Raw genomic sequence first — 21,336 nt, 5'->3', positions numbered from 1 at the left:
GGGCTACATCATCGAGAACCCTCGGCACTTCCCCGTGCCGGGGGTTTCGCCGTTACGGGGACGCCGCGCTCTGCTCATGGCCCGCTGCGCGGGCGCGAATCCGGTGGGGGCTACATCATCGAGAACCCTCGGCACTTCCCCGTGCCGGGGGTTTCGCCGTTACGGGGACGCCGCGCTCTGCTCATGGCCCGCTGCGCGGGCGCACGCCGAAGCCGGGGGCCGAGTTCACCGAGGCCGACTGGACCGATCCTGACACCCCGGGACTGGCGCCCTACCCGCGTTCCAAGGCGATCGCCGAGCGGGCCGCGTGGGACCTGATGGAGCGCGACGGCGGCGACACCGAGCTCGTCGTGGTCAACCCGACATTCATCCTCGGGCCCGCCCTGACGATCGACCCGGGCTCCTCGACGCAGCTGATCAAGGCGATGCTCGACGGGACGATGAACGTCGCTCCCCGGCAGCGCTTCGGCGTCGTCGACGTGCGCGACGTGGCCGACCTGCACATCCGCGCCATGGCCAGGCCAGAGGCCGCGGGCAAGCGCTTCCTGGCCGTCTCCGACGGCCCGGCACTGAGCTTCCTGGAGGTGGCCGGGATCCTGCGCCGGCGGCTCGGCCCGCTCGCCGCGCGCGTTCCCACGCAGGAGGCGCCGGGGAACGAGCCGCCGAGACCGGTCATCCACAACGACCGCGCCCGCGACGAGCTCGGATGGAGTCCGCGCCCCGCCGAGACGACGATCGTGCAGACGGCGGAGAGCCTGCGCGACCTCGGCCTGGTGAAGACACAGAGATGACACGCCTGGGACTGCTCAGAATGCTCTAGATGTGCTGGGTGTCGGCGTCGGAGCAGGAGACGGTGAGCACGCCCTCCATCTCGGCCAGCCTGCTCGTGAGGTCTCCGATGGAGCCAGGGCCGTGGATCAGCAGGGTGACCGTGACCGTGCCGGTGTCCCGGCTCTGACCCGGCTGGTCCAGCGACAGCTCGTCGACCGCGAAACGGCGGCTCGTGCACTCGGCCAGGGCCTGGCGCAGCACGCCCCGGCCGTCCGAGTACGACAGGCGCAGCCGCGACTGGGCGTGCTTGGAGCGGGGGAGCCGGGCGGCCAGGGAAGTGAGGCCCAGCATCACGACGAAGTTCCCCACCGTGGCCACGACGGCCAGCAGCCACAGGCCCGCTCCCGCGGCCATGCCGACTCCGGCGGTGAGCCACACGGCGGCGGCCGTGGTCAGCCCCTTGACCGCGTCGCGGCGTACGAAGATCAGCCCGCCCCCGATGAAGCCGATGCCGGAGACGATCTGGGCCGCCACGCGGGACGGATCGAGCACCACGGAGTCGCCGAGGATGTCGGAGAAGCCGTACTTGGACACGAGCATGAACAGCGCGGCGCCGAACCCCACCAGCGTGTGAGTGCGCAGCCCGGCGCTCTTCTGCCGGATCTCCCGCTCCAGCCCGATGGCCGCCGACAACACGAGCGCGATGGCGAGGTCAACGGCCGGCTGCCACCACGCCACAGGGCTCACCGCTAGTGAGATGGGGGTCACGCGACCACATTAAGTCCGCACGCCCGGGTTGGTCATCCTGTCGTAACGGACAGCGACGGCAGTGACGACAGCGGTGAGAGCGACGGCAGTGACGGTGAGACGCCAGTGGCGGCGAGGCCGGGGCGGACGCCGCCGTCCGGGCCTCGCCGGCGCCGCTAGCGTCCCGACCGCGCCTTGAACAGTGCCCGCTTGGCGGCCTTGACCACCTGCTTGTCGGGGTGGGTCTCGCCGATGAGGTCCAGCAGTTCCTCGGCGTGCGGGTGGTGGACCTTCCAGATCACGTCGAGCAGCCCGATGAGCGTCTGCGCCGGGCCGATGTCGTGCAGGCTGGACACGAACTCCGGCCGGCCGAGCCCGGCGGAGATCGTCCACATGTCGAGAATCAGCCAGTGGGTGTCCGCCTGGGTCGGCTCCGGGGCGTCCTCGACGTCCATCTGGGTCAGGTGCGTCGCGGCGTACGGCCGCAGCGAGGGCTCCTTCAGCGCCTCCTGCCAGGCGGGGATGGCGGCCTCGCCCAGGGAGCCCACCAGGCTGGCGGCCTGGACCCGCACGAGGGCGTCCGCCTCCTCCTCGGAGGCGGCTTCGAGCAGCTCGGAGGCGGCCCGCGCCGAGTCGCGCAGGGAGAGCCAGGCGGCGAACTCCTCGTCGGCCTCCTCCTCGGACATGTCGGCGCTGAACGACAGCAGGTCGAGCGCGGTCATGGCGTCGATCGCGGGCCGGGCGTCGATCTCGATGTCCTCGTCGTCAAGCAGGTGGACGAGGCCCTCCGTGCCGAGCGGCGTCAAGGTCACCGCCTCGCCTTCGACGGCGGCCATGCCGTAGCCGGTCAGCCAGGCGAGCGCGGAGGCGAGCGGGTCGCCGGCCGCGGCCCAGGCGTCGGCGCCCAGGTCGTCGTACTCCGCCGCGGCCTCGGCCAGCTCGTCGCGCAGTGAGGCCACCGCCCGCGTGCCGCCGGCCGCCAGCAGGCGGATCAGCACTGCGCGGGTCAGGCCGGACAGGGCCAGCGTGAGATCGTCGTCGTCCAGCTCCGGGTCGCCGTAGTCGAGCGAGTGGAGGCCGAGCATCCAGGCGTCCAGGACGTCGTCGTCGTCCTCGAAGGGCCAGGCGGCGGTGTCGGAGTCCACGCTGACCGTGTCGTCGCCGTCGGGGGCGAGGAACTCCAGGTCGATCGCGAGGTTCCACAGGTTCCAGATGTTGCGCGCGTCGGGCAGGCCGAGCGTGCGCACCGCCTCGTCCACCTCGGATTCGGTGAGCAGCGTCTCCTCGCCCACCTTGCGCCGGGTGCCGACCCACAGCGCCAGGTCGCGGGCCTGCGCGATGAGGGTCACCCGGCGGGCCGCATCGGCGAGCTCGGTGTCGGGACGCAGCCGGATCGTGGGCAGGGCGCCGATCTCGTCGGCGAACGGCTCGAAGTCGCCGAGGCCCTCGTCGGCCTCGTCCTCGTCGAGCTCGTCCTCCTCCTCGTCCCAGTCGCGCTCGGCGATGGTGTCCTCCATCGTGTCGACGAAGTCGTCCTCGACCTCGTCCAGCTCCGCGAGCAGGGTCTCCAGGGACGCAGAGCCCGGCGAGAGCCGCCCGGTGGACGACAGGAACGTCAGGTAGGCCCGGATGGCGGGGACCATGCCGTCCGCGGCGGCGTCGGGGTCCTCGACCACCTGGGGTATGCGCTCCAGCAGGACCGTGCGCAGGTCGCCGCGCTTCCACAGCCCGACGTCCTCGCGGGCGATCAGGCGATGCCACAGGGCGACGGGGCCCACGAGGTCGGGGTCGCTGCCGGGTGCGTTGTCCGGCGCCCAGAGGATGAATTCTTGGAGCAGGGGACGCAGTTCAGCGGCGGCTGCCTCGATGCGGTCTGTCACCCCGCCAGCCTAGTGCCGCGACCGCCAGGATTTGCCCGGAAGGAGCGGTGTCCACCGTGGTGGATCGCACGGCGGAGGAGCTCGTGGCGGAGCCTATGAGTGATCTTCCCGGGCCCCGCGGAGATTCTGTCCGATCAGTTCGCGCGGCGCATGGCTTCGGTGATGCGCTCGGCGGCCGTGACGACGGGGGCGGCGTGCATCCGGCCGGGCGTACGGGTCAGCCGCTCTATGGGGCCGGACACGGAGACCGCGGCGATCACCTTGCCGCCGGCGCCGCGGATGGGCGCGGAGACGCTCGCCACGCCCTGCTCGCGCTCGCCGACGCTGTGCGCCCAGCCCCTCCTGCGTACGCTCGCGAGCGTGGCGGCGGTGAACTTGGCGCCCCGCAGGCCGCGGTGCAGCCGGTCGGGCTCCTCCCAGGCGAGCAGGATCTGCGCGGCGGAGCCCGCGGTCATGGGCAGCGCGGAGCCGACCGGCACCGTGTCGCGCAGTCCGCTGGCGCGCTCGGCGGCCGCCACGCAGACCCGCTCGTCGCCCTGGCGTCGATAGAGTTGGGCGCTCTCCCCGGTGAGATCGCGAAGCTGGGTGAGCACCGGCCCGGCGACGGCGAGCAGCCGGTCCTCGCCCGCGGCGGTGGACAACTCCGACAGGCGGGGCCCGAGGACGAACCGGCCCTGCGTGTCGCGGGAGACGATGCGGTGGTGCTCCAGCGCGACGGCCAGCCGGTGGGCCGTGGGCCTGGCCAGGCCGGTGGCCTGGACGAGCTGCGCCAGGGAAGCGGGGCCCGCCTCCAGGGCGTTGAGTACGAGAACCGCCTTGTCGAGTACTCCGACCCCGCTAGAGTTGTCCATACCCCGATACTGCCGTCTCGCCATACGAGATGCAAACGCAATGTTGGGAATCAGCAGATACAGTGTCCATATCCCGATATTTCCGTCTCATGATAAGAGACACGACCGCGGGGGTCTGAACGCGAGGAGGCGTCACAACCATGGGTCGCACACTGGCTGAGAAAGTCTGGGAGCAACACGTCGTACGCCGGGCCGAAGGCGAACCCGACCTGCTCTACATCGACCTGCACCTCATCCACGAGGTGACCAGCCCGCAGGCGTTCGACGGCCTGCGCATGACCGGCCGCACCGTGCGCCGTCCCGACCTCACGATCGCCACCGAGGACCACAACGTCCCGACCGTGCTCGGGCCGATCTCCGACCCGGTGTCCCGCACGCAGGTCGAGACGCTGCGCAAGAACGCCGCGGAGTTCGGCATCCGCCTGCACCCGATGGGCGACGCCGGTCAGGGCGTGGTGCACATCATCGGCCCGCAGTTCGGGCTCACCCAGCCCGGCATGACGATCGTCTGCGGCGACTCGCACACCTCGACGCACGGGGCGTTCGGCGCCATCGCGTTCGGCATCGGCACCTCTGAGGTCGAGCACGTGCTGGCCACCCAGACGCTGCCCGCCTACCGGCCCAAGACGATGGCCATCGAGGTCAAGGGCGAGCTGCCGGCCGGCGTGACCGCCAAGGACCTGATCCTCGCGATCATCGCGAAGATCGGCACCGGCGGCGGCCAGGGCTACATCGTCGAGTATCGGGGCGAGGCCGTGCGCAAGCTCTCCATGGAGGGCCGCATGACCGTCTGCAACATGTCGATCGAGGCCGGCGCGCGGGCGGGCATGATCGCACCCGACGAGACCACGTTCGAGTACCTGCGCGGCCGTCCCCACGCGCCCTCCGGCGAGGTCTGGGACCAGGCCGTCGAGTACTGGAAGACGCTGCGCACCGACGACGACGCCGAGTTCGACAAGGTCGTGGAGATCGACGCCTCGACCCTCACACCGTTCGTCACGTGGGGCACCAACCCGGGCCAGGGCGCGCCGCTCGGCTCCGCCGTGCCGTCGCCCGAGCAGTTCGCCGACCCGGTCGAGCGGTCCGCCGCCGAGCGGGCGCTGGAGTACATGGGCCTGGCCGCGGGCACGCCGCTGCGCGACATCCAGGTGGACACCGTCTTCGTCGGCTCCTGCACCAACGGCCGCATCGAGGACCTGCGGGCCGCCGCCGAGATCCTGCGCGACCGCAAGGTCGTCACCCGCACGCTGATCGTCCCGGGGTCCATGGGGGTCAAGAAGGCGGCCGAGGAGGAGGGCCTGCACGAGGTCTTCAAGGCGGCCGGGGCCGAGTGGCGCGAGGCCGGCTGCTCGATGTGCCTGGGCATGAACCCCGACACTCTGAAGCCGGGCGAGCGCAGCGCCTCGACCTCCAACCGCAACTTCGAGGGCCGCCAGGGCAAGGGCGGGCGCACCCACCTGGTTTCGCCGCAGGTGGCGGCCGCGACCGCGGTGACCGGCCGGCTGACCGCCCCCGCCGACCTCTAGCCCGCCCGCCTCAGTCCCAGGAAGAGATCATCATGGATGCCTTCACCACTCACACAGGCCGGGCCGTACCGCTGCGCCGCAGCAACGTGGACACCGACCAGATCATCCCGGCGGTCTGGCTGAAGCAGGTCAGCCGTACGGGCTTCGAGAAGGGCCTGTTCGCCGCCTGGCGCGAGGACCCGTCCTTCGTGCTGAACGACCCGGTGTACGAGGGCGCGTCGATCCTGGTGTCCGGGCCCGACTTCGGCACCGGCTCCTCGCGTGAGCACGCCGTGTGGGCCCTGCAGCAGTACGGCTTCCGCGTCGTGATCGCCTCGCGGTTCGGCGACATCTTCCGCAACAACTCCACGAAGATGGGCCTGCTGCCGGTCATCCTGCCCGAGGACGTGGTCGAGCGTCTGCAGGACGCGGTCGAGGCCGACCCGACGACGGAGATCACCGTCGACCTGGTGGAACGCCAGGTGCGCTCGGGCGACCTGGTCGCCTCGTTCGAGATCGACGACTACACCCGCTGGCGGCTGATGGAGGGCCTCGACGACATCGGGCTGACCCTGCGTCACGCGGACGCCGTCGAGGAGTACGAGAATGGGCGGCAGCCATGGCTGCCGACGACCGTCTGAACGATCCTCAGACCGCAGATGAGTTGCTGGCGCGGCGACTGCGTGATGCGCATCGCCGCGTCAGAGCGTTAGCCTTACCACAGGAGGAGCAGGCCCGCCTGGCGCGACGGCTGCTTGCTATCTGTGACGTGGCAAAGCGGGACATAGCCCATGCGGCCGCCCGGCTGGACGCCTTCATCGCCTATCTGGACGGCACATTCGACACGCCGAGCAGGCGAAACATGCCCCCCGGTGATTGAAGTCCCGCGACCTCGTCCCCTAATTTCAAGCGCGTAAGGGGGAGGAAACCGAAATGAACAAGAAAGAACTCGTCGACGCGATCACGGATCGTGTCGGCGACAAGAAGACGGCCACCGAAGCTGTCAACGCCGTCCTCGACGCCATCCAGGGTGCTGTCGCGGGCGGGGACAAGGTCTCGATCACCGGCTTCGGCGCCTTCGAGATGGTGCACAAGCCGGCTCGTACGGCCCGCAACCCTTCCACCGGGGATCCGATCAAGGTGGAGGAGAGCTGGGCGCCAAGGTTCCGGCCCGGCGCGGACTTCAAGGAGCAGGTCAACGCGGGTGGCAAGGCTGCCAAGAAGAAGTAGCCCGCCCCACCCCGCACCAGTCGACGGCGCTCGGAGCCCCCGGGCGCCGTTCGTCGTTTCCGGCCCGATGCCACGCCGGCAAAATCCGTGGTGAACGTTCTTGACCTGCGCAGACGTGTGTAATCTGCAGGTAAGCGGGTCGCGTGGGGGAGGCCTGCCGACCGTGTGCGTGGGGTTCGACCGGGGGAAGGTGCGGTGCACGTCGGCCAACAACGAGACAGCAGCCGAGTCCCGATCGAGGCCTTCGACCAGGCGCCGGCCGGAGTTCTGGTGACCCGCGGGGAGCACCATCGGCTGCTCTACACGAACGACGCCTTCCAGGCGATGTTCGGGGACCGGCCGGTCGGGGTTCCGCTCCGGGAGGGTCTGCGCGACGTCCTTGAGCAGGACACCCTCGCCGTGCTCGACGAGGTCTGGAAGACGGGGGAGACCGTGCGCCTCGACGAGGTCTCCGTGACCGTGGGCCGGAGCGGCGATCCACCCGAGCGCCTGTTCCGGATGAGCCTTGCCGGGATCCCCCTCCATGACGGCGAGAGCGGACTGCTGGCGGTGGTCCAGGAGGTCACGGCGCAGGTCGCCGCCGCTCGGCGGGTTTCCGTCATGGAGAAGGAGCTGCGCCGCCTCCGGCGCCGTTACCAGAGCATCGTGTGGGCGGGCGTGCACGGGGTGTGGGTGACCGGCCCGCACGGCGAGTCCAGAGAGAGCCACGGCTGGCAGCGGCTGACGGGACAGACGCAGGAGGAGAGTCTCGGCCACGGCTGGATGCGGGTCCTGCACCCTGAGGACCGCGCGCACGCCGAGGAGTGGTGGGACAAGGCCGTCGAACAGGCGGCCTCGCTCTCCGAGGTGATCTACCGCGTCCGCACCCGCGACGGCGTCTACCGGCACATCCGGTTTCGGTGCGTGCCGGTGCGCGAGAACGGCGCGGTGGTGGAGTGGGTGGGCACCTCCACCGACGTCGAGCAGGAGTGGCAGGAGGAGCGCCGCCGCCGGGTGCTGGACCTCGCCGCGGCCGCGGCGAGCGACATCACCAACCTGGAGGAGATGTGCCAGGCGCTCGCCGACGTGGTCGTGCCCGAGCTCGCCGACACCTGCGATATCCACCTGCTTCCCGAGCCGAACGGCGGCCTTCCACACGCGCGCACCGTCGTCGCCGAGCGCCTCTGCTGCGCCGTACGTGAGGGATTGCCAAGGCTGCCGATGCTGCAGGAGCACTACTCCGCCGAGGCGCTACGGCAAGCGGTAGGGCAGCGCCGCCCCGCCCACATGTCCTTCCCCCGCGGACATCCTCCGTTCCTCTACCCAGAGGCGGTCAGGACGTGGATCGCCGAGATCGGGGCGCACAACACGGTCATCCTCCCGATCGTCGTCGAAGGCGAAGTCGCGGCCGTGGTCACGGCCTGCGTCTGCGGGGACCGGCCGCCGATCAGTCCGGTCGACATCGATCTGATGGGGCAGATCCTCGACCACACGCACGACGCCATCAGCAACGCCCTGCGCTTCCGGCGCACCCAGCGGGTGGCGCTGGCCCTGCAGCACAGCCTGCTGGCCGAGCCGCCCCACGTCCCCGGCCTGGAGCTCGCCGCGCGCTATCAGGCGAGCCCGACCGCCGCCGAGATCGGCGGAGACTGGTACGACGCGTTCGTGGTGCCCTGCGGCGCCGTGAAGCTGGTGATCGGCGACGTGGCCGGGCACGACCTGGCCGCCGCCGTGTGCATGAGCCAGGTGCGCAACATGCTGCGGGCGCTCGCCGTCGACCGTGACGAGTCTCCCGGCGACGTCCTGCGGCGGCTGAACACCGCCATGGAGACCCTGAACGGCGAGAGCATCGCCACCTGCGTCCTGACCCGCCTGGAAAGGGACGGCGAGGGCGTGTGGCGGCTGAAGTACTCGGTGGCCGGGCACCCGCCGCCGTTGCTGGTGACCGGCGAGGGGGAGGGCCGCTTCCTCCAGGACGCGGACAACCCCCTTCTCGGCCTCCACCACGACCAGCCGTGGATCAGCTCTGTGCGGCCGTTGCCGCCGCACAGCACCCTGCTGCTCTACACCGACGGCCTCGTCGAACGGCGGGGAGAGGATCTCGGCGAGGGGCTCGAACGGTTGCGGCGGTGTGCGGAGCCGCTCGCACGGGAACCCCTGGGCCGGTTCTGCGACGAACTGCTCACCGGGATGCCGATGGCGGGGGAGGACGACGTCGCCATGATCGCGGTGCGGGTGCCGCCGGAGGGGCGCTATGAGGGAGTCACCTCGTAACCGGCCTCGTGGCCGGGGACCGCGGCCGGGAGTTTTTTGACGCGAGGACGTGTCAAGACGGCGGCGGCGGCTCCGACCAACCGGTGGAAGGGCCCGAAGGGGCTCGCGAACCACGAGGAGAACGAGATGAAGTTCCTGATCAGCATGCACATCAACCCGGCCGTGCTGGACGCGCTGACCGACGAGGAGAAGGCGGCGATCGGCGACGGCCACGGCGGGTTCATCGAGGCGCTGAAGCGGTCCGGAGAGCTGATCACCACGATGGCGCTGGTCGACCCGTCGCAGGCCGCAGTGGTGTCCGTGCGCAACGGCCAGCCGGTGGTCACCGACGGCCCCTTCCTGGAGTCCAAGGAGTATCTGGGCGGCTTCTACCTGATCGACTGCGAGAGCAAGGAGCGGGCGATCGAGCTGGCGGCGCAGATCCCGGACACCGCGATCGAGGGTCTCGGCGTCGAGGTGCGGCAGGTCATGTTCGCCGACGGACAATTGGAGGCATGACAGCACCGGTCATCGAGGACCTGCTGCGTGAGCTCACGCCGCAGGTCCTCGGCGCGTTGGTACGGCGGCACGGCCAGTTCGAGGGGTGTGAGGACGCCGTGCAGGAGGCCGTTCTCGCCGCCGCCGTGCAGTGGCCGGCCGAGGGTGTGCCGGACAACCCGCGCGGCTGGCTGTCGACCGTCGCGTCCCGGCGGCTCATCGACCAGATGCGCAGCGACCACGCGCGCCGTGAGCGGGAGTCGGCGACGGCCGCCGTCGAGGTGATGCCGCAGGACGTGCCGGACACCGACGACACGCTCGTCCTGCTTTTCCTGTGCTGCCATCCCACGCTGACCGCGGCCTCCCAGGTCGCCCTGACGCTGCGGGCGGTCGGCGGCCTGACCACCGCCGAGATCGCCCGCGCGTACCTGGTGCCGGAGGCCACGATGGCGGCCAGGATCAGCCGGGCCAAGCAGCGCGTCAAAGCCGCCGGCAGCTCGTTCGGCCTGCCGGACGGCGGGGAGCTCCAGGAGCGGCTCCGGGTCGTCCTGCATGTGCTCTACCTGATCTTCAACGAGGGCTACACCGCCTCATCGGGCAGCGAACTGCACCGCGCCGACCTCGCGCACGAGGCGATCCGGCTGACCCGGATGGTGCACGCCCAACTGCCCGACGACGGCGAGGTGACGGGGCTGCTCGCGCTGATGTTGCTGACCCACGCTCGCCGGGAGACCCGTACGACCCCGGCCGGCGACCTGGTGCCGCTGGACGAGCAGGACCGCACGAAGTGGGACCGGGGGCTGATCGACGAGGGCGTCGAGCTGGTCAAGGCGTCGCTGGCCGGCCCGGTGCTGGGGCCTTACCAACTGCAGGCCGCCATCGCCGCCACGCACGCCGACGCGGCCACGGCCGAGGAGACCGACTGGCCGCAGGTGCACGCCCTCTACCTGATCCTGGAGCGGCTCGCGCCCAACCCGATGGTCACCCTCAACCGGGCGATCGCACTCGCCGAGATCGACGGTCCGCGGGCCGGGCTGGCCCTGCTGTCCACCTTGGACGGTGACGAGCGGATGGCCGGGCATCACCGGTTGCTGTCCGTGCGCGCGCATCTGCTGGAGAAGGCCGGCGACACGGCCGGGGCCTACGAGCACTACCGGCGCGCCGCGAAGTCCACCGCCAGCATCGCCGAGCAGCGTTACCTGGAATCCCGGGCCGGTCGGTTGAGGATGTAGCCGCCGCCTCGGACCCTCAGATCCCCAGCAGGTGCCGGAGGATCAGCAGCCCGATTTCCAGCCCCACCTGCAGGCCGATGCCGGCCTCGGCGGAACCCACCAGTGCGAGGGCGACAGGCATCAGGACGGGAAACAGGACGCGGGCCGTCCGGCGCAGGAGCTGCGGCAGCGTGAACGGAACAACAATCGTGATCGTCATGACGGACCTCCTGTCTCGTGCCGGGCGACCGGCACGGATGAGGACCCGTCACCTGGCGTGACAGCGGGCGGCGACCGCCTCGACGACGCCGGAGCTTCGCGTCGCGCCGGGGGAGGTGACGGGGCGAGATGGTTGTGGACTACTGCCGGAAGTCATCCCGACCACCTCCTCATAGTCGTGCGGCGACACGTCAGAGCCTCTCCAGTAGAACCCCGGCCTCATGCTCGGGTCAAACCCGCCCAGGTCAGGAGGCCGGAAACGAGGAGAGCGCCCTGCGGGCGACCGGTCACGCGATGACCGGCGCGGTGGGGGAGCCGAAACCACGCAGCAGGGCGTCCACGACCCGGGTCGCGAGGGCCTCGGCGTCCCCGCCCTCGGCCACGCCCTCCGCGGCGGCCTCAGCGGCGGCCTCGTGGATGAGGGCGTAGTAGACGCGGCGGGTCCAGCCGAGATCGGCGTCGGGACGCAGCACGCCCGCCTCGCGGGCCCGGCGGAGCAGCCGTTCGCAGTCGTCGCGGACCTCCGCGTGCACGCGGGCGGCCTCGGGGTGGGCGCGGTCGCCCGTACGGCTCATGGCGAACCACCAGTCCGTCTTCACCCGCAGGACGTTGGCGGTGACCTGGTAGAGCGCGACGAGGGGCGGGGTGCTGTCCGCGTGGGCGGACGCGACGGCCTCGGCGAACTGGCGGGCGGCCCAGCCGGTGAGCTCCTCCAGCAGGGCCTCGCGGGTGGCGAAACGGCGGTGGACGGTCGTGCGGGCGACCCCGGCCGCCTGGGCGACCTGCTCCATGGTCGCCGCCGGATTGGCGGCGAACACGCGCTCGGCCGCCTCAAGGATCGTCCGCACCGTCCGCTCGGAATCGGCCCGGAGCGGACGCTTCCCGAGCTGCGAGGACTGCTGGGCTGTCGGCACCCCTACATGCTACCGGGGGGATTCCGTTGACCCGATACTTGCAACATGGCTGTAGCGAGTTATAGGTTCTTCGCATCATCGAAGTTGCGAATGGCACGGAGGGATCCGGCATGGACATGGGACTCACGGGACGTACGGCGCTGGTCACGGGCGCCAGCCGTGGCATCGGGCTGGCGACCGTCGCGGCGCTCGCCGCGGAGGGCGTCCGCGTGGTGGCGGCGGCGCGGAACGTCACCGCGGAGCTGAAGGAGACCGGCGCGATCGCCGTGCCGGTGGACCTCTCGACGCCCGAGGGCCCGGCGCACCTGGTCGAGCGCGCGGTCGCCGAGCTGGGGGAGGACCTCGACCTGCTGGTCAACAACGTGGGTGGCGGGGACCCCGGTGCGAACGGCGTCCGGGGATTCCTCGGCTTCGCGGACGACGAGTGGCTCTCGTGGTTCGGGCTCAACTTCTTCGCCGCCGTCCGCACGACCCGCGCCGCGCTGCCCGGCGTCCTGCGCCGCCGCGGCGTGATCGTGAACATCTCCTCGAACGGCGCCCGGACGCCGCACGTGGGTCCGATGCCGTACACCACGGCGAAGGCGGCCCTCAACGCGTTCGGCAAGGCCCTGGCGGAGGAGTTCGGGCCACAGGGGGTGCGGGTGAACACGGTCTCACCCGGCGCGGTCCGCACCGCGATGTGGGAGGCGCCCGGCGGCTACGGCGCCGAGTTGGCGGCGGCGCTGGGAGTGCCGCTCGAGCAGTTGCTGGCCGGGCTGCCGGCCAGGGCGGGCATGACCACGGGACGGCTGATCGAACCGGCGGAGGTGGCGGCCCTCGTGACCTACCTGGCCTCACCGCACGCGGCGAGCGTCAACGGCGCGAACCTGATGATCGACGGAGGAGCGAACAAGACGGTCTGACGCGCCGCGGCGCCGGCAAACTGAAAGTGTCGGAAACCCAGGGCGTCGGAGCTTCAGCGTGTCGGAGATTCAGGGCGTCGGGAACGTGGAGAGCGTCACGTAGGTGACGTGGCCGTCCGCCATGACGAGGGCGACCCGCTGGCCGGGGCGCAGGTGCCGCAGCGGCCCGGCGCCGAACGCCTCACCGTCGAACGGGATCCGGGTGCCGTCGTCGAGGAAGACCCAGCCCGAGCGGGTCGCGGGGTCGAAGCTCTGCACCGTCGCCTGCACGCCGCCAGCCTACCGCCGCGGGCGGATAATCCTTTGACCAGTGGATCTTCCGGCTGCCAGCATGGCCCGCCATGACCGAGGCGGCACCGAGGAGCCTGTGGCGCGTCCGCGACTTCCGGCGATACGCCGGTGCGGACGCGATCAGCAAGCTCGGCAGCGAGGTCTCCCTGGTCGCCCTGCCGCTCACGGCGGCGCTCACCCTCCACGGGAGCCCCTTCCAGGTGGGGCTGCTCACCGCCGCCGAGATGGTGGCGTTCCTGCTGGTCGGCCTGCCCGCCGGAGCCTGGGTGGACCGCATGCGGCGCCGTCCCGTGCTGGTCGCCGCCGACGCGGTCCGCATGCTGGCGCTGCTGTCGATCCCGGCCGCGGCCGTGCCCGGCGTGCTCGGCCTGCCCCAGATGTACGCCGTGGCCCTGGTGAACGGGCTGTGCACGGTCTTCTTCGACGTCGCCCACCAGAGCTACCTTCCGTCCATCGTCGGCAGGGAGGACCTCGCCCGCGGGCACGGCACGCTCGCGGCGAACCAGTCGCTCGCCCAGCTCGCCGGCCCGGGGATCGGCGGCTGGCTGGTGCAGGCGCTCACCGCCCCGGTCGCGGTGGTCGCCGACGCCCTCAGCTACGCGGGGTCCGCGCTGCTGCTCCTCGGCGTACGCGCGGACGAGAAGCCCGGCGGAAGGGGCGTCCGGGGCGGGGGCCGGCTGTGGCCGGAGATCGCCGAAGGGCTCTCGTTCGTCGCCGGGCAGCCGGTCCTGCGCCGGGTCGCCGCCGTGGGGGCGCTGATGATGCTGTCGTTCGGCCTGTGGTCGGCTGCGGTGCCGCTCTACCTCGTCCGCGAGGTCGGCACCAGCCCCGGCACGTACGGGACGCTGCTGTCGGCCGGCGCGGTGGGCGGGGTGGCCGGCGCCTGGCTCGCCCCACGGATCGCGGCCCGCCTGGGAACGGGCCGGGCCATGTACGCCGCGGCCTGGGCGGCCACGGTCTGCACCGCCCCGCTCGCGCTGACGGCGGCGGGCCCCCGCCTGCTGATCCTTCCGGTGGCCCTGGCGGCCAGTGGGGTGGCGACCACCGTCTTCAGCGTGGCGCAGGGGGCCTACCGGCAGTCGATCTGCCCGCCGCACCTGCTCGGGCGGCTGAGCGCCACCATGCGGTTCCTGATGTGGGGCCCGATGCCGCTCGGCGGCCTGCTGGCGGGCACGCTGGGGCAGCTCGCGGGGGTGCGCGTCGCGTTCTGGGCCGCCTGCGGGGTCTACACGCTCGCCCACCTGCCGGTCCTGCTCGCACCGCGGATCCGCCGGGTCTCCTAGGCCTCCTCGGCCGCCTTGCCCTCCGTGCTCTCCTCATGCGGGTCCGGCTCGCCGATGTAGGAGGCGAGGCCGCGAAGGATGATCTCCACACCGAGGTCGAAACGGTAGTCGTTCGACTCGTCCATCATGATGTCGGCGAGTTTCACCAGGTTCGGGAACCGGTCGGGCGGCAGCGAGGCGAAGTAGCCGTTGACCTCGTCGCGCAGCTTGTGCCACGAGCCGTGGGTCTCGCGGTAGCGCTGCTGCCAGAGGCTCTCCTCCAGCGCGAACCCGTTGATGTACGTGGACAGCATGTCGCCGGACATGGCCAGGACCTCCCGCGGCAGTCCGGCGGCGGCGAAGACGGCCAGCAGCCGCTCGACGTAGGGGAGCAGCTCGGGTGTGAACGGAACGTGAATCATCGTGATCTTCGCCATGTCGCGATGGCTCAGCAGCCGCTCACGCGCCTGACGGGCGAAGTCCATGACCTGCTCCTGCCAGCGCTCGGGGTCGGGGTCCGGAACCTCGTAGCCCTCGAACGTGCGGTTGTACATGAGCTGCAGCAGCTCGTCCTTGTCGCGTACGTGCACGTACAGCGCCGACACGGCGACGCCGAGTTCGGCGGCCACCTGCCGCATGCTCAGCCGGTCGTACCCCTCGCGGTCGAGGACCGTGTAGGCGGCGTCGACGATCCGCTCGCGGGTGAGCGGCACCCTGGTCGGCGTACGTCGCCTGGGCGGACGCTCCCACGGCGGTGTGGGCATGTCCGGCTGTGTCATGAAGGGCCTCCCGCTGTTCCGCCCATGTTAGTGAACACCGCTCCGTGTTCAGGAACACCGCTCTAGGAACGAGATATATCTTGTGTGTCCGGCAAACGAGATATATCTTGTTGAACGTCGAACTTTGCGCTGAACACCGATCGGTGATAGAACAGCGCTCACCTTATTATGAACACTGTTCAGTAATCAGAAGGAGGGGCGATGTCCGAATCCATCACGGCGGCGGTGTCGTCGGCACCGGCGACCGAGGCGCCGTACCGCTGGCGCTGGGCCGCTCTCTTTGTGATCCTCGCCGGGGAGGTCATGGACCTTCTCGACGCGATGGTCACCAACATCGCGGCGCCCGAGATGCGTGCCGACCTCGGCGGCTCCGAGGCCGTCATCCAGTGGCTGGGCGCCGCCTACACGCTCTCGATGGCCGTGGGACTGATCACCGGCGGCCGGCTCGGGGACATCTTCGGCCGCAGGCGCATGTTCCTGATCGGGGCCGCCGGGTTCACCGTGGGTTCCCTGCTGTGTGCCGTCGCCCAGTCGCCCGAGATGCTGATAGGCGCCCGGGTGATCCAGGGCCTGTTCGGCTCGGTCATGCTGCCCCAGGGCCTCGGCATGATCAAGGAGATGTTCCCGCCCGCGGAGATGGGCAGGGCGTTCGGCATGTTCGGGCCGGTCATGGGTCTGTCGGCCGTCGGCGGTCCGATCCTCGCGGGCTGGCTCGTGACGGCCGACTTCTGGGGCACGAGCTGGCGGATGATCTTCTTCATCAACCTGCCGCTCGGCGTGGCCGCGCTCGTCGCCGGGCTGCGCTTCCTGCCCGAGTCGAGGTCGCCGCGGCCGCCGCGGCTCGACCTGGCCGGGGTCGCGCTCGCGTCCGTGGGCGCCTTCCTGGTGATCTACCCGCTGGTGCAGGGCCGCGAGCACGACTGGCCCGCGTGGGCGTTCGTCATGCTCGCCGCCTCGGTCGTCGTCTTCGCCGTCTTCGGCTGGTTCCAGGCCCGCCGCAGCCGCGCGGGCGGCGACCCGCTGATCGTGCCGAGCCTGTTCCGCAAGCGCGCGTTCACCGGCGGCTTGTTCACCGGCATGGTGTTCTTCTCCGGCATGGCCGGGTTCATGCTGGCCTTCAACCTCTACTGCCAGCTGGGCCTCGGCTATTCGGCGCTCAAGGCGGGGCTCGCGATGGTTCCCTGGTCGGGCGGCATGATCCTCGGATTCGGGCTCGCGCAGGGGCTGCAGAAGTTCGGGCGCAAGCTGCTCCAGGGCGGCACCCTGGTCATGACGCTGGGCGTGCTCGGCGTCCTGCTCACGCTGAACCTCGCCGGCATGCACGTCAGCCCCTGGCAGCTCACCCCGGCGCTGGTCGTCAGCGGAGTCGGCATGGGCCTGCTGATGTCGCCCTTCTTCGACATCGTGCTCGCCGGCGTGGAGGAGCACGAGACGGGCTCGGCGTCCGGCACGCTGACGGCGGTGCAGCAGCTGGGCAACGCGTTCGGCGTGGCCCTGCTCGGCACGGTCTTCTTCGACCTGCTCGGCGACGTGCCCACCGCCGGGAGCTTCGACCAGGCCATGAAGATCACGCTCTGGGTGGTCGCCGGAATGCTCCTGCTCACCTTCGCGGTGGCCTTCCTCCTGCCCAAGCAGGCCCGCGAGAACGCGGAAGCGGCCCACTGACGGGACCGCACTGGTGACCACGCCGGAGCGGGGGCTCGGCGTGGTCGCCTTCCGCGTGTCCGGCCGCCTTCGCCCACGTCCGCCCGCCCCGATCGTCGGGGCGGTCGTGACCGCCCACTACGGCCGGGGGGCCGTTCCTCCCAGGATCAGGGCGGCGACCTCGGCGGTCGCGGGGCCGACGCCTAGGACCAGGGCCTCGCGCAGGTCCTCCACGGTGTCCACGTCCCTGCGCACGGACGCGATCCCCGGCGGGGTCAGTTCCTTGGCCCCCCGGGACAGGTGCCTGACCCGCGACTCGCCGCCGAACCCCGGCCGGAAGGGCACGCCCGGCCGCACACCGTAGAAGGTCGTTCCCACCTCGGTGGCGTCGGGGACGAACGCCTGGTCGAACTCCGGCGCCGCCGCGAGCACCGTCTCCAGCTCCGCCGGCCGCAGGGCGGGCAGGTCGGCCTGCAGGGCGCCGACGGCGTCGCCGGGCGCGAGCCGTACGGCCTCCTGCGCCCCGGTCCGCAGAGCGGTGTTCAGCCCCCGGTCGGGATCGGCCACCACGTGGGCCCCGAGCGCGGCCAGCCGCCGAGCGGGCAGCGGGTCGGCCGTCACGACCACCACGCGGGCCACCAGCGGGCACCGCAGCGCCGCCGCCACGGTGTCGGAGGCCACCGCGACCGCCAGATCGGCCCGGTGCGGTCCGGCCGCCGCCGCGAGTCGCGTCTTGGCCCGGATCAGGGTCTTCACCGGGACCACTATTGACCATCGCACGAGGTGCATGCCTGTAGCATCCCGCCTCGACATCGCCCTTGGCCAACCGGGAGACTTGTGCCGGATCCCGGTGATTTGGAGACCCTGTGAGCCACCCCAGCGGACCATCGTCCGACCCGACCGCCTCCCCGGGCGCGCACCCGGCGACACCCGCGGCGCCCGCCCCCGCCACGGTGAACCGGCGTGCCGGCCGTCCGCCGCGCTTCTGGGAGGGGCTCGCGGTCGTCGTCGTCAAGCCGATCTCACGGCTGTTCGTGAAGCGGAGGTGGCGCGGTGGGAAGCACATCCCCCGCAGCGGCGGGCTGATCATCGCGGCCAACCACCTGTCGTGGTCCGACCCCGTGCTGCTCGCGCACTACCTGTACAACAACGGGCGCTGGCCGACGATCCTGGCCAAGGCGGGGATCTTCCGGATCCCCCTGCTGGGCCACGCCGTCACCCAGCTCCAGGCGATTCCCGTCGAGCGCAACAGCACCGAGGCCACCAAGTCGCTCAAGACCGCGGAGGAGCGGCTGCGGAAGGGCGCCTGCATCCTGTTCTATCCCGAGGGCACGATCAGCCGCGATCCCGAGCTGTGGCCGATGGCAGGCAAGACCGGCGTCGCCCGGCTGGCCCTCGCGACCGGCGTGCCGGTCATCCCCATCGCCCACTGGGGCGCCCAGGAGCTGCTGCCGTACGGGGCGAAGAAGCCCCGGCTGCTGCCCCGCAAGACCTTCCACGTGCTGGCCGGGCCGCCGGTCGACCTGTCCAAGTACGCCGGGCAGCCCATGCGCGGCTCGGTCCTGCGCAACGCGACCGCGGACATCACGGCCGCCGTCACCGGACTGCTCGCCGAGATTCGGGACGAAAAAGCGCCGGAGACCCCTTATGACCCCAAGAACGCGGGCAACGGCTGAGCGGAGCGTACGGTTAGGGAGGAGTGCGCGGAGCAAGAGGAGTGGTGCGGCCAGTGAGCAGGGCGGCTGTTTTCGGAACGGGCTCGTGGGGCACCACGTTCGCGATGATCCTCGCCGAGGCCGGCACGTCCACGACTCTGTGGGGCAGGCGGGCGGAGGTCGTCGACGCGATCAACGAGACCCGGGAGAACCCCGAGTATCTGCCGGGGACACGGCTGCCCGACACGATCCGCGCCACGACGGACCCCGCCGAGGCCATGGAGGGCGCCGACTTCGTGGTCCTCGCGGTGCCGTCGCAGACGCTGCGCGCCAACCTCCAGGTGTGGAAGCCCCACATCCCGCCGGAGGCCGTGCTGGTCAGCCTGATGAAGGGCGTCGAGCTCGGCACCTGCAGGCGGATGAGCGAGGTCGTCTGTGAGGTGGCCGAGGTGCCGGAGCGCCGGGTGGCCGTGATCTCCGGGCCCAACCTGGTCCCCGAGCTGGCCCAGCGGCAGCCCGCCGCGGCCGTCATCGCCTGCTCCGACGAGGAGGTGGCGGCCCGGCTCCAGGAGGCGTGTCACCTGCCGTGGTTCCGGACCTACACGAATCCGGACGTGGTGGGCGTCGAGCTCGGCGGCGCGGTCAAGAACGTCATCGCGCTGGCCGTCGGCGTCGCGGCCGGCATGGGCCTGGGCGACAACGTGCGGGCGACGCTCATGACGCGGGGGCTGGCCGAGATCGCCCGGCTGGGCGCGGTGCTCGGGGCGGACCAGCACACCTTCGCCGGCCTCGCCGGGATGGGCGACCTCGTCGCCACCTGCACCTCGCCGCTGTCGCGCAACCGCACCTTCGGCGAGAACCTGGGCCGCGGCATGACGATGGCCGAGGTCGTCGCCGCCACGAAGCAGACGGCCGAGGGGGTGAAGTCGTGCGAGTCTGTGCTCGAACTGGCCAGGAAGCACGACGTGGAGATGCCCATCACCGAGGTGGTCGTCGGCGTCGTCCACGACGGCATGACCCCCGGTGAGGCCGCTGTTCTGCTGATGTCGCGCACCCCCAAACCGGAGCGCTACGGCGTCTGATCTGCGATTCGGACCTCCACGACGCGCGCGGCTGACAAGCCGTTTTGCACCTCGAACACGGTAGATTCGGGCATCATGAATGAGGATCGCGAGTCCCCGTCACGCGTACGCGTGGCAGTCGTCTTCGGCGGACGCAATTCTGAGCACGCCGTCTCCCTGATGGGCGCCGGCAGTGTGCTGGAGGCCGTCGACCGGACGAAGTACGAGGTCATCCCCATCGGCATCGCCCAGGACGGGCGGTGGGTGCTGGCGTCGGGCGACCAGTCCTACGCGATCGAGTCGGGCCGTCTGCCCGTCGTGGACGACTCCGGCGTGGCGCTCGCGCTTCCGGGCGACTCCGGCGCCCTCGTGGCCCTCGAATCCGGTGACATCCCGCGTGCGCTCGGCCGGGTGGACGTCGTGTTCCCCATGCTGCACGGGCCGTTCGGCGAGGACGGGACGATCCAGGGCCTGCTGGAGATGGCCGGTGTCCGCTACGTCGGCTCCGGTGTGCTGGCCAGCGCCGTCGGCATGGACAAGGCGTACATGAAGCTCGTGCTGCGCGCCGCCGGGCTGCCGGTCGGCCCGTTCGTGGTCGTACGCGACCGTGACTGGCGGCTCGACCGCGACCGCGTGCTCAAGGAGATCGAGGAACTGGGCTGGCCGGTGTTCGTCAAGCCGTCCAGGGCCGGGTCGTCGCAGGGCATCTCCAAGGCGCACGACCCCGAGTCGCTGGAGGCGGCGATCGAGGTCGCCCGCGAGCACGACCCGAAGGTGCTGGTCGAGGCCGCCATCGTCGGCAGGGAGATCGAGTGCGCGGTGCTGGAGTCGCTCGGCGACGCCGCGCCCGAGGCGAGCGTCCCCGGCGAGGTGCTCGTGCGGGGCGAGCGAGAGTTCTTCGACTTTGAGGCCAAGTACTACCCCGACCAGATGGCGCTCCAGGCGCCGGCCGACATTCCGGCCGAGGTGGCGGAGACGCTGCGGTCCATGGCCGTGCGCGCGTTCGAGGCGCTCGGCTGCGAGGGCCTGTCGCGGGTCGACTTCTTCTACACGCCCTCGGGCGAGCTGATCGTCAATGAGATCAACACCATGCCGGGCTTCACATCGCTGTCGGTCGCGCCGCAGCTGTGGGCGGCGACCGGCCTGCCGTACGCCGGCCTGGTCGACCATCTGATCCAGCTCGCGCTGCGCCGGCGTGCGGGCCTGCGGTAGCTACTCCGGGATGCTCGATTTGATCGGCTCGGCCAGGTCGACCAGCACGGCCCCGGCCTGGTGCTCCTGCCCGATCGTCACCTCGACGTACGCGACGCGGTTGGTGGACGTGAACAGCGTCGGGCGGCGTGGGTCCTGGAACCAGCCGACGCCGTTGATGTCGGCGACCTCCGCCGTCGCCTCCATCGCGGCCGGCCGGGGCACGCCGCAGCGCAGGGCGATCTGGCCGTCACCCCAGACGGCGACGTACGGCGAGGGAGGCTCGGAGCCGGCCCGGCCGAGCCCGTCGAGCGTCTTCGGCAGCGCCGCGTCGAGCTTGAGGCAGGCCGCCGCCGCCTCGCCGGTGGGGGTGGGCGGCTCCACGTGGACGGTGGACGAGCAGCCGGTGAGCAGGGCGAGCGCCGCCAGCGCCGTGACTGCCGGCGCGGCGCGCATGGATCCCTTCGCCTCTCGCATCGTCTCCCCGGCTCGT

General features: G+C 71.2%; 23 protein-coding genes. 14 read left to right on the top strand and 9 right to left on the bottom strand.

Annotation, left to right across the window (positions count from 1 at the left end; genetic code table 11):
* The first annotated feature begins 98 nt into the window (after positions 1–98).
* Complete coding sequence (locus tag ACGFIB_RS23605; RefSeq protein ID WP_393375086.1) at positions 99–791, top strand: NAD-dependent epimerase/dehydratase family protein; 693 nt, start codon at positions 99–101, stop codon at positions 789–791.
* A gap of 25 nt (positions 792–816) precedes the next feature.
* On the opposite strand, the gene ACGFIB_RS23600 is transcribed toward ACGFIB_RS23605, so the two are convergent.
* The 3 genes from ACGFIB_RS23600 to ACGFIB_RS23590 form a co-directional block, all read right to left on the bottom strand.
* Positions 817–1,539 carry an MgtC/SapB family protein gene (locus ACGFIB_RS23600; RefSeq protein WP_393374922.1) on the bottom strand — a complete coding sequence of 241 codons (723 nt, stop codon included), beginning with the start codon at positions 1,537–1,539 and terminating at the stop codon, positions 817–819.
* Positions 1,540–1,694: 155 nt separating this feature from the next.
* Positions 1,695–3,398: a hypothetical protein gene (locus ACGFIB_RS23595; RefSeq protein WP_357246238.1), complete on the bottom strand. Its 1,704-nt coding sequence runs from the start codon at positions 3,396–3,398 to the stop codon at positions 1,695–1,697.
* A 134-nt stretch (positions 3,399–3,532) separates the two neighbouring features.
* Positions 3,533–4,249 (bottom strand): IclR family transcriptional regulator, encoded by a 717-nt coding sequence (locus ACGFIB_RS23590; protein ID WP_142572019.1) that lies wholly within the window; start codon positions 4,247–4,249, stop codon positions 3,533–3,535.
* A 140-nt stretch (positions 4,250–4,389) separates the two neighbouring features.
* Here ACGFIB_RS23590 and leuC point away from each other — a divergent pair, with 140 nt between their 5' ends.
* The 7 genes from leuC to ACGFIB_RS23555 all read left to right on the top strand — a co-directional run bounded on the left by leuC (position 4,390) and on the right by ACGFIB_RS23555 (position 10,946).
* Positions 4,390–5,775 carry a 3-isopropylmalate dehydratase large subunit gene (leuC, locus tag ACGFIB_RS23585; protein ID WP_142572018.1) on the top strand — a complete coding sequence of 462 codons (1,386 nt, stop codon included), beginning with the start codon at positions 4,390–4,392 and terminating at the stop codon, positions 5,773–5,775.
* Positions 5,776–5,807: 32 nt separating this feature from the next.
* Positions 5,808–6,395, top strand: a complete 588-nt coding sequence (gene leuD, locus ACGFIB_RS23580; RefSeq protein WP_357246235.1) for a 3-isopropylmalate dehydratase small subunit — start codon at positions 5,808–5,810, stop codon at positions 6,393–6,395.
* Complete coding sequence (locus ACGFIB_RS23575; RefSeq protein WP_142572016.1) at positions 6,374–6,634, top strand: SCO5555 family protein; 261 nt, start codon at positions 6,374–6,376, stop codon at positions 6,632–6,634. The genes leuD and ACGFIB_RS23575 overlap by 22 nt, the downstream gene beginning before the upstream one ends.
* A 53-nt stretch (positions 6,635–6,687) precedes the next feature.
* Positions 6,688–6,984 carry an HU family DNA-binding protein gene (locus ACGFIB_RS23570; protein WP_142572015.1) on the top strand — a complete coding sequence of 99 codons (297 nt, stop codon included), beginning with the start codon at positions 6,688–6,690 and terminating at the stop codon, positions 6,982–6,984.
* Positions 6,985–7,149: 165 nt separating this feature from the next.
* On the top strand, positions 7,150–9,237 hold the full coding sequence (locus tag ACGFIB_RS23565) for a SpoIIE family protein phosphatase (protein ID WP_393374918.1): 2,088 nt from the start codon (positions 7,150–7,152) through the stop codon (positions 9,235–9,237).
* A 36-nt stretch (positions 9,238–9,273) separates the two neighbouring features.
* Entirely contained in the window at positions 9,274–9,735 is a 462-nt protein-coding gene (locus ACGFIB_RS23560) for a YciI family protein (protein WP_357260735.1), read from the top strand.
* Positions 9,732–10,946 (top strand): RNA polymerase sigma factor, encoded by a 1,215-nt coding sequence (locus ACGFIB_RS23555; RefSeq protein WP_357260738.1) that lies wholly within the window; start codon positions 9,732–9,734, stop codon positions 10,944–10,946. The genes ACGFIB_RS23560 and ACGFIB_RS23555 overlap by 4 nt, the downstream gene beginning before the upstream one ends.
* Before the next feature lie 16 nt (positions 10,947–10,962).
* Here ACGFIB_RS23555 and ACGFIB_RS23550 read toward each other — a convergent pair whose 3' ends face one another.
* Both ACGFIB_RS23550 and ACGFIB_RS23545 read right to left on the bottom strand, forming a co-directional pair.
* Positions 10,963–11,145, bottom strand: a complete 183-nt coding sequence (locus tag ACGFIB_RS23550) for a hypothetical protein (RefSeq protein ID WP_142572011.1) — start codon at positions 11,143–11,145, stop codon at positions 10,963–10,965.
* A gap of 286 nt (positions 11,146–11,431) precedes the next feature.
* The gene (locus ACGFIB_RS23545; RefSeq protein WP_357246224.1) at positions 11,432–12,058 is read right to left on the bottom strand and encodes a TetR/AcrR family transcriptional regulator; all 627 of its coding nucleotides are present in this window, start codon (positions 12,056–12,058) and stop codon (positions 11,432–11,434) included.
* A 110-nt stretch (positions 12,059–12,168) separates the two neighbouring features.
* Here ACGFIB_RS23545 and ACGFIB_RS23540 point away from each other — a divergent pair, with 110 nt between their 5' ends.
* A complete protein-coding gene (locus ACGFIB_RS23540) occupies positions 12,169–12,960 on the top strand; it encodes an SDR family NAD(P)-dependent oxidoreductase (RefSeq protein WP_142572009.1) in 792 nt (263 codons plus the stop codon).
* Positions 12,961–13,029: 69 nt separating this feature from the next.
* Here the strand turns inward: ACGFIB_RS23540 and ACGFIB_RS23535 are convergent, their stop codons facing one another.
* The gene (locus ACGFIB_RS23535; protein ID WP_142572008.1) at positions 13,030–13,230 is read right to left on the bottom strand and encodes a hypothetical protein; all 201 of its coding nucleotides are present in this window, start codon (positions 13,228–13,230) and stop codon (positions 13,030–13,032) included.
* 71 nt (positions 13,231–13,301) lie between these two features.
* On the opposite strand from ACGFIB_RS23535, the gene ACGFIB_RS23530 reads away from it, so the two are divergent.
* Positions 13,302–14,534 carry an MFS transporter gene (locus ACGFIB_RS23530; RefSeq protein ID WP_393374913.1) on the top strand — a complete coding sequence of 411 codons (1,233 nt, stop codon included), beginning with the start codon at positions 13,302–13,304 and terminating at the stop codon, positions 14,532–14,534.
* Here the strand turns inward: ACGFIB_RS23530 and ACGFIB_RS23525 are convergent.
* On the bottom strand, positions 14,531–15,292 hold the full coding sequence (locus ACGFIB_RS23525) for a TetR/AcrR family transcriptional regulator (protein WP_393374910.1): 762 nt from the start codon (positions 15,290–15,292) through the stop codon (positions 14,531–14,533). The two genes, ACGFIB_RS23530 and ACGFIB_RS23525, sit on opposite strands and share 4 nt — an antisense overlap.
* A gap of 201 nt (positions 15,293–15,493) precedes the next feature.
* Between ACGFIB_RS23525 and ACGFIB_RS23520 the strand changes: the two genes are divergently transcribed.
* A complete protein-coding gene (locus ACGFIB_RS23520) occupies positions 15,494–16,957 on the top strand; it encodes an MFS transporter (RefSeq protein WP_393374907.1) in 1,464 nt (487 codons plus the stop codon).
* A gap of 117 nt (positions 16,958–17,074) precedes the next feature.
* Here ACGFIB_RS23520 and cofC read toward each other — a convergent pair whose 3' ends face one another.
* Positions 17,075–17,725, bottom strand: a complete 651-nt coding sequence (gene cofC, locus ACGFIB_RS23515; RefSeq protein WP_357246208.1) for a 2-phospho-L-lactate guanylyltransferase — start codon at positions 17,723–17,725, stop codon at positions 17,075–17,077.
* A gap of 77 nt (positions 17,726–17,802) precedes the next feature.
* On the opposite strand from cofC, the gene ACGFIB_RS23510 reads away from it, so the two are divergent.
* The 3 genes from ACGFIB_RS23510 (at position 17,803) to ACGFIB_RS23500 (ending at position 20,864) form a co-directional block, all read left to right on the top strand.
* Complete coding sequence (locus ACGFIB_RS23510; protein ID WP_393374904.1) at positions 17,803–18,612, top strand: lysophospholipid acyltransferase family protein; 810 nt, start codon at positions 17,803–17,805, stop codon at positions 18,610–18,612.
* Positions 18,613–18,665: 53 nt separating this feature from the next.
* Positions 18,666–19,673 (top strand): NAD(P)H-dependent glycerol-3-phosphate dehydrogenase, encoded by a 1,008-nt coding sequence (locus ACGFIB_RS23505; RefSeq protein ID WP_357260750.1) that lies wholly within the window; start codon positions 18,666–18,668, stop codon positions 19,671–19,673.
* Between the two features lie 75 nt (positions 19,674–19,748).
* Complete coding sequence (locus ACGFIB_RS23500) at positions 19,749–20,864, top strand: D-alanine--D-alanine ligase family protein (protein ID WP_142572002.1); 1,116 nt, start codon at positions 19,749–19,751, stop codon at positions 20,862–20,864.
* Here ACGFIB_RS23500 and ACGFIB_RS23495 read toward each other — a convergent pair whose 3' ends face one another.
* Positions 20,865–21,320, bottom strand: coding sequence for a DUF3515 domain-containing protein (locus ACGFIB_RS23495; RefSeq protein ID WP_357260753.1), 456 nt, complete (start codon positions 21,318–21,320; stop codon positions 20,865–20,867).
* Positions 21,321–21,336: the final 16 nt, after the last annotated feature.

The sequence above is a fragment of the Microbispora bryophytorum genome (assembly GCF_043197435.1).
GTDB lineage: Bacteria > Actinomycetota > Actinomycetes > Streptosporangiales > Streptosporangiaceae > Microbispora > Microbispora bryophytorum.
The sequence above is the reverse complement of the archived record's forward strand: the minus strand, read 5'-3'. Positions and strand labels throughout refer to the sequence as shown.